Consider the following 13864-nt stretch of genomic DNA (forward strand, 5'->3'; position numbering starts at 1 on the left):
GCCTTCCCCCGGTTTGTCACAGCCGTGTCACAGCGAACCCGTGGAATGCCCCGGTATCGGTGGTTGCTCCCAAGCCAACTGTTATGTACCTTATGGCCTGTAACAGATTGATTTCGCGGGGAAACTGAAGCCAAACCCGAGTCAGCACCCGTAGCTCAGCTGGATAGAGCGTTGCCCTCCGAAGGCAAAGGTCACACGTTCGAATCGTGTCGGGTGCGCCATTTCAGAACAGAAATGTGAACCCCCCGCCTTCTTCCTTGAAGCGGCGCCAAGGGTTTGAAACCGTTCGGCTTTCGATTCCCCGATGCGGACCTCGTCGTCAGCGACCGCGGCACGTGGGCGAAGGCGTGCAGGTGTTCACGCCGGTAGACGTCTTCTTCCCGTCGCATGCCTGAGCGCGCGGCGGTCGAGAGCGCATTGATCATCGCCGGGGTGATCTCCTGGCTGCCGGCGCCGTCGAGGGTCGGCCGAACGCAATCCACGTCGGTTGCGGCTTGGTCCCTCATCCCGCCAAGCAAGGCTTCGACAAGACCGATCCGCTCGACCTGACCAAGCCGACGGGCGATCCTCCGATCGAACGCACATGCTTTTCGCCAGCCGCGAATCGGCTCGACACAGTCCCGATGGCGCCTGAGCGCGCCGGCCTGTGCGCGGCTTCGCCGGAGACGGGTGCGGGGCGATGGCTCTCGCGGCGCGTCAGCCGATTCGAAGCGTCGCTCCTGCCCCCCGCGGGGCCGACCAGCCAGCCTGAACCCTCCGCGGAGGCGCCCGCCTCCGACAACCCGCATCGCACGTTTTGCCGAGCGCTCTTAATCCCTGATCTGTCACAAAAATTTCGCCGTCCGCGTGCTCAGACAATCTCCGGCGACGCAAGCCCGCACAGATATCGTCGGAGAGGTCGGCATGGCAGGGTCAGCAATCGGCGGTTTCGCGCCAAGCCAGGATCATGCGGGGCCAGGGCCGCACCACGGTCGCCCCAACCTCGACGGCAACCGCTCGATCCTCGCGACCGTCCTGTTCACCGGCGCGGTCGCGGCGGCCCTCGCCTACGTCGCCTACAGCATCTACCTCGACGTCGATGCCACCGGCGTGCAGGTCACCACGTACCTGCCCTACATCCTGCTGTTCGTCGCGCTCATCATCGCGCTCGGCTTCGAGTTCGTGAACGGCTTCCACGACACGGCCAACGCCGTCGCGACCGTCATCTACACGCACTCCCTGCCCGCCAACGTCGCCGTCGTCTGGTCCGGCTTCTTCAATTTCCTCGGCGTGCTCCTGTCCTCGGGGGCGGTCGCCTTCGGCATCGTCAGCCTGCTGCCGGTCGAGCTGATCCTGCAGGTCGGGTCCGGGGCGGGCTTCGCCATGGTCTTCGCCCTCCTGATCGCCGCCATCATCTGGAACCTCGGCACCTGGTATTTCGGCCTGCCGGCCTCCTCGTCGCACACCTTGATCGGCTCGATCATCGGCGTCGGCGTGGCGAACGCCCTGATGCACGGCCGCTCGGGCACGTCGGGGGTCGACTGGACGAAGGCCACCGAGATCGGCTGGTCCCTGCTGCTCTCGCCGGTCTTCGGCTTCATGGCCGCCGGCGCCCTGCTGCTCGTCCTGCGCTTCGTGGTGCGCAACCCCGCTCTCTACGCCGAGCCGAAGGGCAAGGAGCCGCCGCCGTGGTGGATCCGCGGCATCCTGATCGCGACCTGCACCGGCGTCTCCTTCGCGCACGGCTCGAACGACGGGCAGAAGGGCATGGGCCTGATCATGCTCATCCTGATCGGCACCGTGCCGACCGCCTACGCCCTCAACCGCGCCCTGCCGGATTCCTCGGTGGCGCAGTTCCGGATGACCTCGCAGGCGGCCTCCGAGGTGGTGGCGAAGAAGGCGGCCGGCTACGACATCATCGGCGATCCCCGCCCGGCGGTGACGGCCTACGTCGCCGCCCACAAGATCGAGGGCGGCACCTATCCGTCGCTCTCGGTCCTGATCAAGCAGATCGGCGAGCAGGTCGATCAGTACGGCACCCTCGCGAAGGTGCCGGCCGAGGCGGTCGGCAACACCCGCAACGACATGTACCTCGCCTCCGAGGCGGTCCGCTTCCTGATGAAGGACAAGGAGAGCGAGCTCTCCTCGGCCGAGATCGGCACGCTCAACGCCTACAAGAAGAGCCTCGACGAGGCGACGCGCTTCATCCCCACCTGGGTCAAGGTCGCCGTCGCGATCGCCCTCGGCCTCGGCACCATGGTCGGCTGGAAGCGCATCGTGATCACCGTCGGCGAGAAGATCGGCAAGACCCACCTGACCTACGCGCAGGGGGCCTCGGCGGAGCTGGTCGCGGCCGGCACGATCGGCGCGGCCGACATGTTCGGCCTCCCGGTCTCGACCACGCACGTTCTGTCGTCGGGCGTGGCCGGCACCATGGCGGCCAACCGGTCCGGCCTGCAGCTCTCGACCCTGCGCAACCTGGCCATGGCCTGGGTGCTGACCCTGCCGGTGGCCATGCTCCTGTCCGGCACGCTCTACGTGATCTTCTCGCGCCTGTTCTGAGCCGGGATGGCCGCGGCATCGACACGGCCGGCCCGTCTCCTCTGCGACGAGCCGGCGCTCCCGGGCCTTCTCTGGGCCATGCGCTTCGACGAGGGCGGCCGCGGCCACCTCGTCGATCACGAGGAGGGACTGCCCGCTCCGGGGGGCTTCGGCGAGGGCTTCCTCTGGCTGCACTTCAACTTGAACGACGTGCGGCTGGCCGATCTCGTCGCCGAGGGCCGGCTCGGTCCGCGGCACCTGACGGCCGCCGCCTTCGCCAGCGACCCGCACCAGCGCCTCCTGGTCGAGGACGGCCATATCGGCGGCGTCGTGGCCGATCTCGTCCGCGAGAGGGACGAGAGGGCCAAGGTCGATGCCGGCGGCCGCCTGCATTTCGTGATGGGGCCGCGCCTCTTGGTGAGCGGCCGCCGGCACCCCGTCGTCGGGCCCGACCTCGCCCGCGATGCGGCGGCGGACGGGCAGTGCATCCTCGCGCCCGTCCAACTTCTCGAGATCATCGTCGGGCAGGTCGTCACCGCGATGGTGGAGACGGGCGGTCGCCTCGCCGACGAACTCGACGAGATCGAGGACCACATCCTCGACGAGCGCGTGCGCGGCGAGCGGCGGCGGCTCGGCCCGATCCGCCGCGACGCGGTGCGGCTTCATCGGCAGCTCCTGGGGCTGCGCGCCGTCTTCCACCGTCTGGAGACGGCCGCGTCCGACGAGCAGATTCCGGCCGCCGCCGTCACCGCCGCCGTCCGGATCGCCCAGCGGCTCGACGCCCTCGACCGCGACATGGTGATGCTCGCCGACCGCTCCCGCCTGATGCAGGAGGAGCTGGCCTCCTACCTCGCCCAGGCCTCCAACCGGCAGCTCTACACCCTGTCGGTGCTGACCGCCCTGTTCCTGCCGCCGACGCTGGTGACCGGCCTGTTCGGCATGAACACCAAGGGCCTGCCGCTTGCCGAGAACGAGAGCGGCTCCTCGGTCGCCATCGCGGTCGCCGTCGTCTCGGCGCTCGCGGTCTTCGCGCTGATCCGCGGCCTCGGCATCCGCCCGCCGCGCGACTGAGAGCGGCCGGGAGCGCTCAGTAGCGGATCGTGGCGCGCAGCCCGAACACGGCGGCGTTGCGGATTCGCGCGCCGTCCGGATCGCGCGGGTTGCTGATCCCGCCGCCGGGCTTGAACACGTACTGGATGCTCGGCTGCAGGGCGAGGCCCGGCCCGAGCACCGCCTGGTAGGTCGCCTCGACCACCGTCTCCATGCTGCGGCGCGGGCCCGGGACGCCGCCGAGGATGGCGGCCTCGGCGTCGAGACGGCGGACGGCGTCGGAGATCCGGGCGTAGCCGACCGCGAGGCCCATCGTGTCGTCCGAGCGGCCGCGGAACAGGCCCCTGTAGGCGATGCCGGCATCGAGGTAGAAGTCGATCAGGTTGCGGTCGCCGGGCGAGCCCGAGGCGCGCAGGAACACGCTGGCGCCGTCGTTGGGGTCGTCCGGTTCGCGGTAGACGGTCTGGTCGATGACCCCGTAGATCCCGCTGTCGCCGCTCAACCGGCGCCCGACCCCCGAGCTCTCCGGATCGGCCAGCGACCGGCCCTCCGTGTCGCGGTTGAGCGCGTTGAAGCGGCCGAACTGGTACCAGCCGCCGAGCGTCACCGTGCCCGGCTCGCCCGCCGAGCCCGGCGCGATGTTGTAGGCGTAGGACACTTCCGCGATGGCGAGCGCCGGGTCGGTGAGCGGGAAGCGGGTGCCGGTGCGGTTGCGCCGCTGCGGATCGGGTTCGCGGCCGAAGCGGTCGGGTCCGCCCGGATCGCCGTCGTAGAGACCGGCCTGGAAGGACAGGTTGGCGTTGGGCACGATCTTCACCCGCACGCCCGGCGAGGCGAGCGGGTAGGACGGCCCGCCGCCGCGGAGGTTGCTCGCCAGGATCCCGGCCCAGCCGAGGGATCCGTTGGTGAACAGGATGCCGGTCTGGCTGATCATGTACTCGGTGTCGGTGGCGAGTTGCCCGACGCGCACGGCGACGCTGCCGTCGAACAGGCTCTGCTCGAACCACAGCTCGTTGAGGCGCGAGGCCGAGAGGGCCTCGATGTCGCTCACGGTGAGCAGGTTGCCGATATAGGAGCGCGACGCGCCGCTGCCGTGGATCTGGTAGAACGTCGTGTGGAGCGCGCCTCCCTTCCAGCCCGCCAGGGTGTCGAGGTCGACGTCGACGTCGATGTCGACCATGCCGAGCGTCGCGGTGCCGCGCCGCTTGCCGCCGCGCGCGGTGTGGACGGCCTCGGTGAAGTAGATCAGATCGTAGGTGATCCCGCGGGTGCGCAGGAAGGCGCGGAAGCCGCCGGGGTCCCCCGCCGGGCCCAGCAGGTCCTCGATCGTGCTCGTCACCTCCGCCGAGCGCTGGGCCGAGAAGACCGGCTGGGCGACGGAGGTCTGGGGATCGCCGCCCGCGCCGGCATCGGAGCCGATGGACAACCCTTCGCTCGCGATGCGGGCGGCCTCGCCCGGAACGTCGAGCACCGGCTGCGCGACGGCCGCGGAGCCCGACAGCAGGAGGGCGGCCAGCGCAGCGGAGCGCGCTCGTCCTGCGCGGAGGCCGCGAGACATCCTGCTCCTCGGACCGCTCATGTCAGCCCTGCACGCCAAGCCATGATCCCTCGGGAGGCACCGGTTCCGGCCACGGCTCAGGATCGAGCCGGAACGGACATCGCGGCCGGGACCGGCCCGCGGACGACGGCGTGGCTGTCGGCGAGTTCGCGGCGGACCGCCTCGAGATCGGCATCGTGCGGCGGGCGTCGGTCGGGCATCGTCGGCGCCACCTCGAGGGGACATGGAGAGGGGTGATAGGATCAGGCTTCCGTGACAAGCCTGAGAAGCTTGCGAATCCTGGGGCCGAGGTGCCGGGGGTGGTCGGGGCTCGGGCCGGGCCGACCCTTTTCCGAGCGCCCGCGGCCTCCGGCGGAACCTTCCCTCGGATCGCAACCTATCCGAAAGTGGCCCCGGCACGCGGCCTCCGCAGGCCGGATGCTCCGCGGCCGGGTTTCGGCGGAGCGCGGAGCAGGGCGGCTTGAGCAATCGCGACGTCATCGTCATCGGCGGATCGTCCGGTGCCACCGTCCCGCTCAGGGCGATCCTCGGCGCCCTGCCGCAGGATCTGCCGGCGGCGGTCTTCATCGTGCTGCACATCCCCGCGCGCAGCCTCGGCCTGCTCGCGACCGTCACGTCGGCGGTCGCCCACATCCCGGTCCACCCGGCCGCCGACGGCCTGGCGATCCGCCCGGGCAACATCTATCTCGGCGTGCCCGACCATCACCTCATCCTCGATGGGGACCGGATCAAGCTCGGCCGCGGCCCCCGCGAGAACATGGCGCGGCCCTCGATCGATCCGCTGTTCCGCTCCGCCGCCGCGCAGTACGGCCCGCGGGTGATCGGCGTGCTCCTGAGCGGGCTGCTCAACGACGGCGTCTCGGGTCTCGAGGCGATCAAGCGCTGCGGCGGCATCACGCTCGTGCAGGATCCTGCGGAGGCGATCGCCGACGAGATGCCGCGCAGCGCCCTCTCCGCCATGGAGGTCGATCTCACCCTGCCCGCGGCCGGCATCGGCGACGTCCTGTCGGACCTCGTGCGCGACGCCGCCGGCCCGCCCCTGCCCGTCCCGCCCGAGATCCGGCTCGAAGTCGACATCGCCGCGGGAGAGCGGATCGACAGCGACGTCCTGCGCCGCATCGCCGATCCCGCCGCGATGTCCTGCCCGCATTGCGGCGGCGTGCTCTCGGAGGTGCGGGACGGCAAGCCGCTGCGCTTCCGCTGCCAGGTCGGCCACGCCTACACCGCCGAGGCGGTGGCCAAGCAGCAGGAGGGATCGATCGACGAGGCCCTGCGGGTGGCCCTGCGCATCGTCGAGGAGCGGGCCGAACTCGTCCGGCGCATGGCCAGCGACGGGCGCAAGGCCGGGCACCCGGCCGTCAGCGCGCTCTACGAGGAGCGCGCGGCCGAGTACCGCCGACACGCCGACGTGATCCGGCGGGCCGTCCTTCAGACCCTGCCCTCACCCGAGCCGGCGGACGGCGACATCGAGGGTGGAGGCGAGCAGGAGGAATAGCGCGTGCGCTCGTCCGATCCGGCCCCATTGCCGAGCGCGGGCACCGCGCGGTGGGACGCGGCGCGCCGCCGCGATCGGTTTCGGACTGGCCAGCGCCCGCCGCATCGTCCTAGAGGCTGTGCCGGAGCGCGCGCACGGGTCCGCTGCGGCTGGAGGCGGTGATGGTGGAGTCCTCCGAGGAGGCCGGCCCCCGGGACGGCAGGCCGATCGTCGTCGCCCTGTGCGCCTCGGCCGCGAACACGCGCTCGCTCGTGCATCTGCTGCAGGCGCTTCCGCCCCGGCCCGACACGGCCATCATCGTCGTGCTGCAGCACCGGGAAACGCTCGACGCGGCCGCGTTCGGCCATGCCCTGGCGGCGGCCGGCCACGAGGTGAGCGTCATCGAGCGGACCATGCCGCTGGTGCCGGGCCGGGTCTACCTGCCGGAGCCCAACGTCATCGTCAGCATCGAGGGCGACCACTTCCAGCTTCGTCCCGCCGAGCAGCGCTTCGGCGAGCGCGGGACGATCGACAGCTTCCTCGTCTCGCTGGTGGGCGAGATGGACGGGCGCACCATCTCGGTCGTCCTCGCCGGAACCGGATCCGACGGAACCCTCGGCTTCAAGGCCGTGAAGGAGATGGGCGGCATCGCCTTCGCGGAGGAGACCGAGGAGTCGCGCGCCGGCGAACTCGCCGCGAGCAACATCCCCGCCGCGCTGGCGGATGCCGTGCTGCCGATCGAGCCCCTGGCCGAGCGGATCCGGGCCAGCATCCGCCAGCTCGGTTCGAAGACCGGTCCGGACGCGCATCTCGACGAGGCCGAGGCCTCGACGGTGCTGGCCAGCATCGCGGCGGTGCTGCGCAACAAGACCGGCCACGACTTCCACGGCTACAAGGAGGGCACCTTCATGCGCCGCATCCAGCGGCGGATGCAGGTCGCCCAGATCGACGACAACGCCGCCTACGTGGACTATCTGCGGGCGCAGCCGGGCGAGGCCCAGGAGCTCTTCAACGACCTCCTGATCGGCGTGACGCAGTTCTTCGCGACACGAAGGAGTTCGAGCTCCTCGAACGCAGCGTGATCCCGAAGCTGTTCGAGGGGAAGACCCGCAGCGATCCGCTGAGGATCTGGATCATCGGCTGCTCGACCGGCGAGGAGGCCTACTCCTTCGGCATCCTGCTGCGCGAGCACATGGCGACCCTCGAAGAGGTGCCGCAGGTCCAGATCTTCGCGACCGACCTCGACGGCCGGGCCCTCGCGGCGGCGCGCTCGGCCCGCTACGCCGAGTCGGTCGTGCGCGACGTCAGCCCCGAGCGGCTCGCGCGCTGGTTCGTGCGGGAGGGCAACACCTACTGCATCGTCAAAGAAGTGCGGGAGATGTGCATCTTCTCCCAGCACAGCATCATCAAGGACCCGCCCTTCTCCCGCCTCGACCTCATCTCCTGCCGCAACCTGTTGATCTATCTCGACGCCGAGCTGCAGAGCCGCGTCATCCCGGTCTTCCACTTCGCGCTGAAGCCGGAGGGCGTGCTGTTCCTCGGCAATTCCGAGAACGTCTCCCGGCACACCAACCTGTTCGGCCCGATCGAGGCGCGCTCGCGCATCTTCCGCCGGCTGGAGACGCACAGCCGGATCCTGCCCGACTTCCCCTTCGCCGTGTCCTCTCCGCGGCTCGAGCACCGGCCGGCCTCGGGGCTGGCCGTCCGCACGGTCGAGCCCTCGCTGGCGCAGCGGGCCGAGCGCTTCGTGGAACGCTACACGCCGGCCTACGTGATCGTGGACGAGACCCACACGGTGCTGCACTTCTCCGGGCGGACCGGGCGCTACATCGATCCGGCCGGGGGCGCGGCCTCGCTCAACCTGATGCAGCTGGCGCATCCGGACCTGCGTCTCGACCTGCGCGCGGCGCTGGTGCGCGCGGCCGAGGGGGGACGGACGGTCCACTTTCCCAACCGGCGGATCGAGCAGGACGGGCAGAGCCTGCTGGTCGAGCTCGTGGTCGAGCCGGTGAAGGACACGGCCAGCCCCGCCCGGCACTTCTTCGTGCTGTTCAAGGACGGGGGGACGGCCGCCGCCGACGCGGACGCGTCGTCCTCGTCCCAGGACCAGCGCGACCGCATCCGGGAGCTCGAAGCGGAGCTGCGCGAGAACAAGGACCGGCTGCAGGCCATCGCCGAGGAGGCGGAGAGCACCAACGAGGAGCTGAAGGCCTCGAACGAGGAGTACCAGTCGCTGAACGAGGAGCTGCAATCGGCCAACGAGGAGCTGCAGACCTCGAAGGAGGAGCTGCAATCGGTCAACGAGGAGCTGACCACCGTCAACGGCGAGCTCGGGCTGCGGGTGCAGGAACTCGGCCGCATCAACAGCGACCTCAAGAACTTCCTCGAAAGCACGCAGATCGCAACCGTCTTCCTCGACAACGACCTGCGCGTCATGCGCTTCACCCCGGCCTCGGCGGAGCTGTTCCACCTCGTCGAATCGGATGCCGGCCGTCCCCTCGCCCACATCAAGTCCCGCATCGCCTACGAGGAGCTGCAGGACGACGCCCGCCGCGTCCTGCGCACCCTCAACAGCTCCGAGCGCGAGATCGAGAACCCGCAGACGGGGACGCGCTACATGGTCCGCGTCCTGCCGTATCGCAGCGTCGACAACTTCATCGCGGGCGTCGTCATCACCTTCGTCGACATCACCGCGCGCAAGCAGGCCGAGGCGGCCCTGCGGGAGAGCGAGGCGCGGTTCCGCCAGTTCGCGGACGCGTCCTCGGACGTGCTCTGGATCCGGAACGCGCGGACCCTGGGCTTCGAGTATGCGGGCCCGGCCTTCGAGATGCTGTACGGCACCGCCCTCGACGATCCCGGCCAGGATCCGCTGCGATCCTGGCTGAAGCTCATCGCGCGGGCGGACCGCAAGGCCGTGCTCGAGGCCTTCCGCCGCGTGCGGGCGGGCGAGCGGGTGTCCCACATCTTCCGCATCCGCCGGCCGAGCGACGGCGAGGAGCGCTGGCTCGCCAACGCCAACTTCCCGCTGTTCGACGACAAGGGGCAGGTGCACCGCGTCGGCGGCATCACCTCCGACGTCACCGATGCCAAGCGGGCCGCCGAGCGCCAGGACGTGCTGGTCAAGGAGCTGCAGCACCGCTCGCGCAACCTCCTCGGCGTCGTCACCTCGCTCGCGACCCGCACCGTCGGGCAGGGGGCGCCGGTGGAGAACTTCACCACCCGGCTGAACGCGCTGGGCCGGGCCCAGGCCCTGCTCAGCCGGTCCGGCAACGACACCGTCGAGGTCAGCGCCCTCGTGCACGCGGAGCTCGCGGCCTATACCAGCGCCTCGCCGCAGCGCATCACGATCTCGGGTCCCAAGGTGCTGCTGACCTCGGAGCAGGTGCAGAACTTCGCCCTCGCCCTGCACGAGCTGACCACCAACGCCGTCAAGTACGGCGCGCTGAAGGACGAGGCGGGCCGCCTCTCCGTGACCTGGGAGCGCCTTCAGAAGGACGGCCGCGGGAAGCGCATGGCGCTGAACTGGATCGAGAGCGACATCCGCGTCGAGCCGCAGCTCCTGGACCGGCGCGGGTACGGGCGCGAGCTGATCGAGAACGCGCTCGCCTATGCTTTGCAGGCGCGGACCGAATACCTGCTCGCGCGCGACGGCCTGCGGTGCCGGATCGAGCTGCCCCTGAAGTAACCTGGGAAAATTCGCGACGGCCGCGATGCGGATAGGATTCCGCGGACCCTCGCTGCCGGAGCCGTGATGCCCACGCCCAAGCGCCCCCTGTCAGGTCGCCGCATCCTCGTGGTCGAGGACGAGTACCTCATCGCGATCGAGATGGAGCGGTGGCTGCAGGAGGCCGGGGCCGAGGTGGCCGGCCCCGTCCCGGACACCAAGCGGGCGCTGGCCCTCATCGAGATGGAACCGCTCGACGCGGCGGTGCTCGACGTCCACCTCAACGGCGAGCCGGTCTACCCCGTCGCCGACCGCCTCACCGAGCGCGGCGTGCCCTACCTCTTCGCCACCGGCGAGATCCGGATCGCGGAGGGCTCGGATTACCGCTCGCACGCCGTCCTGGGGAAGCCCGTCCTCGACAGCGAGCTGCTGCAGGCCGTGGGCCGGCTCATCAAACACTGAGCGGAGGTTTTTTTCCGCACGGACGGGTTCCTCCGGTTTCCGGTCGATCGCCTTGGGTTCTGTCCCTCTCCGTCGTTGCGAGGCGAAGCCGAAGTGATCCAGGGCGCGACCTCTCCGGACAGGTCGTGCCCTGAATTGCTTTCGCCTCGCAAGGACGGCGGAGACACCGAACCGATCGGCCGGACACCATCGGACATCCGTGCGCCGACTTGCGGTGTCGTCCGCCGGGATGCGAAGCTGCCGGTTGCGGAGGCGACTCCGCTGACCGCACGGCCGGAGCGCCCCGCGCGATCCTCCGAGGTCTCGGACCCGAGGCGGCCTCCGCGTTGCCGGCAAGGTGAAGCCTGATGACCGAACCATGGGCGAGCGCGGCGCTTGCGAAGGTCGAACGGACCAAGCAGCTGGCTTTGGAAATCCGCATCATCGTCGAGCGCACGCAGCGCATCATCGCCGATTCGCGGCAGATCCTCTCGGCGCACGGCGCGCCGGATCCGTCGGGGCGTCCCCCGCTCCCCCTCCCCCGTCCGCCGGAGACGACGGTCCCGCCGGACGCGCTCTGTGCCGTCTTCGACGCGCTGCTCGAAGCGGCGCGCCAAGCCGAGAATGCCGACGATCCCGAATTGTTCGCCCTCGTCGAGCGCGCCCTGCTCCGGACCGGAGACCGCATCGAACGGGCGGCCGCGGCCCTCGCGCGCCGCCAGCCTCCGGTGCAGTAGGTCCGATCAGGCGAGGCCGCGGGCGCGCCGCCACGCCTGGAGCGCGCGCAGGCGCTCCTCGTAGGCGAGACGGAGCGCGGACTCGGGCTCGCCCTTCATCTCGGATGGCGTCAACGCATCCTCGGCGACGGAGGTGCCGAGGTGCCGGGCGACCTCGTGACGCCAGCAGGCGTCGGCCACGGCGAACTCGATATCCGTGCGAATGATGTCTTCGTCGTCCATCCGGCTTCTCGTGCGGCGGAGCGGGGCGCCGTGGTCGCGCCCGAACCGGGTCTCATCGGCTTTAGCCGATCTTGCGACCCCGTTCGAGCCATGGCGCGCCGGGACCGGTCGGGATGGAGCGGTGGGCCGAGCGCTCCGGCATCGCGGCGTCCCCGGCCCGGCTCCGATCAGGCTTGGCCAGCGCCCGCCTCGCGGCACCGCGTGAAGGCGCTCAGCGACACGCGCGCGACCTCCCGCAGGGCATCGCGGTCGGCCCCCGACGAGGCCAGGACGCCCATGCCGGAAGCCACCGTCGAGAGAAACCGGGCCAGCGCCGCCGGATCGGCCTCCGGCGCCAGGTCGCCGTCGCGCCGGGCCTGCGCGAATCGCTCGCGGAGATCCATCTCGGTCTGGGAACGCCGGGTGGCCAGCTCGAAGGGGATGTTTTCGGACCCCTCCCCGCAGGCGAGGCCGCCCTGGACCAGGAGGCAGCCGGGCGGGTTGGCCGGGTCGGTGTGGCTCTCGGCGATGCTGCTCAGGAACCGCTCGGCCACGTCGCGCGCGGTCGCTCCGGCGAGCACGTGGCGCATGTGCTCGCAGCGCCGCTCGGCGTAGCGGTCGAGGGCGGCCTTCAGCAGCCCCTCCTTGCTGCCGAAGGCCGCGTAGAGGGAAGGCGCCTTGATGCCCATCGCCTTCGTCAGCATGGCGAGGCTCGCGCCGTCGTAGCCGTGGCGCCAGAACACCTCCATCGCCTCGTCGAGGGCCTTGTCCGTGTCGAAGGACCGGGGCCGCCCCATCACCATTGTCCGCGGGCTCCAAGTTTTGTATCGAGTGGTAGATAAGTCTCTTGACGCGCGGCGTCCACATCGACATGTGTAGCGAACTCTACAGATGTCGGAGCCCCTCGTGGATCCTCAGCGTGGCACCTCCTTAGGCCGTTTTCTCGTCCGGCGCAGCGCCGGGGTCGGCCTCGCACTCTCCCTGCTGGCGGGCGCCGCCTGGCTCGCGACGCCGGCCGCGGTGTGGCGCGCGGCGCCGGCCCAGGCCGCGACCCCGCAGGACGAGCCGGCGATGCCGGCCGCCGTCGCCACGGTCGAGCCGCGCGACGTGGTCCTGTGGGACGAGTTCTCCGGCCGCCTGGAGGCGGTCGACCGCATCGAGGTGCGGGCCCGCGTCGGCGGCGCGATCCAGGCCACGCATTTCGTCGAGGGCGAGCTGGTCAAGCCCGGCGACCTCCTCGTCACCATCGATCCCGCGCCCTACGCGGCGGAGGTCGAGCGCCTGGAGGCCCAGGTCGCCGGCGCCGAGGCCCGCGTCGCCCTGACCTCGAGCGACCTCGAGCGCGGGCAGCAATTGTCGGACCGGCACATCGTGACGGTGCGCGACCTCGACGTGCGCGCCAACGCCTTCAAGGAGGCGAAGGCGACCCTGGCGGGGGCGAAGGCGGCGCTGGCGTCGGCGCGCCTGAATCTCGACTACACCCAGGTCCGGGCGGCCGTGGGCGGCCGCGTCGGCCGCCGCGAGATCACGCCGGGCAACCTCGTGGCGACGGGGGCGGGCGCCGCCGTGCTGACGACCCTCGTCTCGGTCGATCCCGTCTATGCCAGCTTCGACGCGGACGAGACCGTGATCCTGAAGGCGCTCGCCTCGATCGCCGAACCGGCGGGTGGGCGCGGCCGGCTCGCGCGGATCCCGGTCGAGATGATCACGGCCGACGGCGCGCGCGCCAAGGGCAGCCTGCAGTTCATCGACAACAAGGTCGATGCGCGCAGCGGCACGGTCCGCGTCCGCGCCACCTTCGCCAACGGCGACGGCCACCTGATTCCCGGCCAGTTCGCGCGGATGCGGCTGGGCCAGGCCGTGCCCGAATCCCTCCTGCTCGTCGACGAGCGCGCCATCGGCACGGATCAGGACAAGCGCTTCGTCCTCGTGGTGGGGGCGGACAGCCGGGCCGAGTTCCGGGCCGTGACCCTCGGCCGGGCCGTCGACGGCCTGCGCGTCGTGACCTCCGGCCTGTCCGGCGGCGAGCGCATCGTGGTCAACGGGCTGCAGCGCATCCGCCCCGGCACCCGCATCAGCCCCGAGCCGGTCCGGATGGGCGCCCGGCCGCAGGATGCTTCGCCTCAGACCGGCAAGCTCGCGCAACGGTAAAAACCTAGCGTCGCGCTGAGACGCGTACCGTTTCGATCCGACACCCAAAACCGCCCGGCGGCGACGCC

General features: G+C 70.8%; 10 protein-coding genes, 1 tRNA gene and 1 pseudogene. 8 read left to right on the forward strand and 4 right to left on the reverse strand.

Features of this window, described 5'->3' with window-relative positions:
• Positions 1 to 144: 144 nt before the first annotated feature.
• The 3 genes from ABS772_RS21455 to ABS772_RS21465 all read left to right on the forward strand — a co-directional run bounded on the left by ABS772_RS21455 (position 145) and on the right by ABS772_RS21465 (position 3591).
• A tRNA-Arg gene (locus tag ABS772_RS21455) sits at positions 145 to 221 on the forward strand.
• Between the two features lie 682 nt (positions 222 to 903).
• Positions 904 to 2541 (forward strand): inorganic phosphate transporter, encoded by a 1638-nt coding sequence (locus ABS772_RS21460; RefSeq protein WP_238254760.1) that lies wholly within the window; start codon positions 904 to 906, stop codon positions 2539 to 2541.
• Between the two features lie 6 nt (positions 2542 to 2547).
• Positions 2548 to 3591 (forward strand): CorA family divalent cation transporter, encoded by a 1044-nt coding sequence (locus tag ABS772_RS21465; RefSeq protein WP_350396783.1) that lies wholly within the window; start codon positions 2548 to 2550, stop codon positions 3589 to 3591.
• 16 nt (positions 3592 to 3607) lie between these two features.
• On the opposite strand, the gene ABS772_RS21470 is transcribed toward ABS772_RS21465, so the two are convergent.
• Complete coding sequence (locus ABS772_RS21470; RefSeq protein WP_350396784.1) at positions 3608 to 5128, reverse strand: carbohydrate porin; 1521 nt, start codon at positions 5126 to 5128, stop codon at positions 3608 to 3610.
• A gap of 77 nt (positions 5129 to 5205) precedes the next feature.
• Positions 5206 to 5328, reverse strand: coding sequence for a hypothetical protein (locus tag ABS772_RS21475; protein WP_350396785.1), 123 nt, complete (start codon positions 5326 to 5328; stop codon positions 5206 to 5208).
• Positions 5329 to 5588: 260 nt separating this feature from the next.
• Between ABS772_RS21475 and ABS772_RS21480 the strand changes: the two genes are divergently transcribed.
• The 4 genes and pseudogenes from ABS772_RS21480 to ABS772_RS21500 all read left to right on the forward strand — a co-directional run bounded on the left by ABS772_RS21480 (position 5589) and on the right by ABS772_RS21500 (position 11444).
• Positions 5589 to 6623, forward strand: coding sequence for a chemotaxis protein CheB (locus ABS772_RS21480; RefSeq protein WP_350396786.1), 1035 nt, complete (start codon positions 5589 to 5591; stop codon positions 6621 to 6623).
• Between the two features lie 161 nt (positions 6624 to 6784).
• Positions 6785 to 10287, forward strand: a pseudogene (locus ABS772_RS21490) (CheR family methyltransferase).
• Between the two features lie 66 nt (positions 10288 to 10353).
• Positions 10354 to 10728, forward strand: a complete 375-nt coding sequence (locus ABS772_RS21495) for a response regulator (RefSeq protein WP_350396789.1) — start codon at positions 10354 to 10356, stop codon at positions 10726 to 10728.
• Positions 10729 to 11075: 347 nt separating this feature from the next.
• Positions 11076 to 11444, forward strand: a complete 369-nt coding sequence (locus ABS772_RS21500; RefSeq protein WP_350396790.1) for a hypothetical protein — start codon at positions 11076 to 11078, stop codon at positions 11442 to 11444.
• Between the two features lie 6 nt (positions 11445 to 11450).
• On the opposite strand, the gene ABS772_RS21505 is transcribed toward ABS772_RS21500, so the two are convergent.
• Both ABS772_RS21505 and ABS772_RS21510 read right to left on the reverse strand, forming a co-directional pair.
• Positions 11451 to 11666: a hypothetical protein gene (locus ABS772_RS21505; RefSeq protein WP_238255359.1), complete on the reverse strand. Its 216-nt coding sequence runs from the start codon at positions 11664 to 11666 to the stop codon at positions 11451 to 11453.
• A 167-nt stretch (positions 11667 to 11833) separates the two neighbouring features.
• Positions 11834 to 12448 carry a TetR/AcrR family transcriptional regulator gene (locus ABS772_RS21510; RefSeq protein ID WP_350396791.1) on the reverse strand — a complete coding sequence of 205 codons (615 nt, stop codon included), beginning with the start codon at positions 12446 to 12448 and terminating at the stop codon, positions 11834 to 11836.
• Positions 12449 to 12536: 88 nt separating this feature from the next.
• Here ABS772_RS21510 and ABS772_RS21515 point away from each other — a divergent pair, with 88 nt between their 5' ends.
• Positions 12537 to 13796, forward strand: coding sequence for an efflux RND transporter periplasmic adaptor subunit (locus tag ABS772_RS21515; RefSeq protein ID WP_350396792.1), 1260 nt, complete (start codon positions 12537 to 12539; stop codon positions 13794 to 13796).
• Positions 13797 to 13864: the final 68 nt, after the last annotated feature.

This window comes from Methylorubrum podarium (assembly GCF_040270385.1).
GTDB classification, from domain to species: Bacteria; Pseudomonadota; Alphaproteobacteria; order Rhizobiales; family Beijerinckiaceae; genus Methylobacterium; species Methylobacterium podarium.

Excerpts from the sequence above, each read along its gene's own strand:
- ABS772_RS21460 (WP_238254760.1), top strand. The coding sequence starts at position 904 with ATGGCAGGGTCAGCAATCGGCGGTTTCGCGCCAAGCCAGGATCATGCG.
- ABS772_RS21465 (WP_350396783.1), top strand. The coding sequence starts at position 2,548 with ATGGCCGCGGCATCGACACGGCCGGCCCGTCTCCTCTGCGACGAGCCG.
- ABS772_RS21470 (WP_350396784.1), bottom strand. The coding sequence starts at position 5,128 with ATGTCTCGCGGCCTCCGCGCAGGACGAGCGCGCTCCGCTGCGCTGGCC.
- ABS772_RS21475 (WP_350396785.1), bottom strand. The coding sequence starts at position 5,328 with ATGCCCGACCGACGCCCGCCGCACGATGCCGATCTCGAGGCGGTCCGC.
- ABS772_RS21495 (WP_350396789.1), top strand. The coding sequence starts at position 10,354 with ATGCCCACGCCCAAGCGCCCCCTGTCAGGTCGCCGCATCCTCGTGGTC.
- ABS772_RS21500 (WP_350396790.1), top strand. The coding sequence starts at position 11,076 with ATGACCGAACCATGGGCGAGCGCGGCGCTTGCGAAGGTCGAACGGACC.
- ABS772_RS21505 (WP_238255359.1), bottom strand. The coding sequence starts at position 11,666 with ATGGACGACGAAGACATCATTCGCACGGATATCGAGTTCGCCGTGGCC.
- ABS772_RS21510 (WP_350396791.1), bottom strand. The coding sequence starts at position 12,448 with ATGGTGATGGGGCGGCCCCGGTCCTTCGACACGGACAAGGCCCTCGAC.
- ABS772_RS21515 (WP_350396792.1), top strand. The coding sequence starts at position 12,537 with ATGTCGGAGCCCCTCGTGGATCCTCAGCGTGGCACCTCCTTAGGCCGT.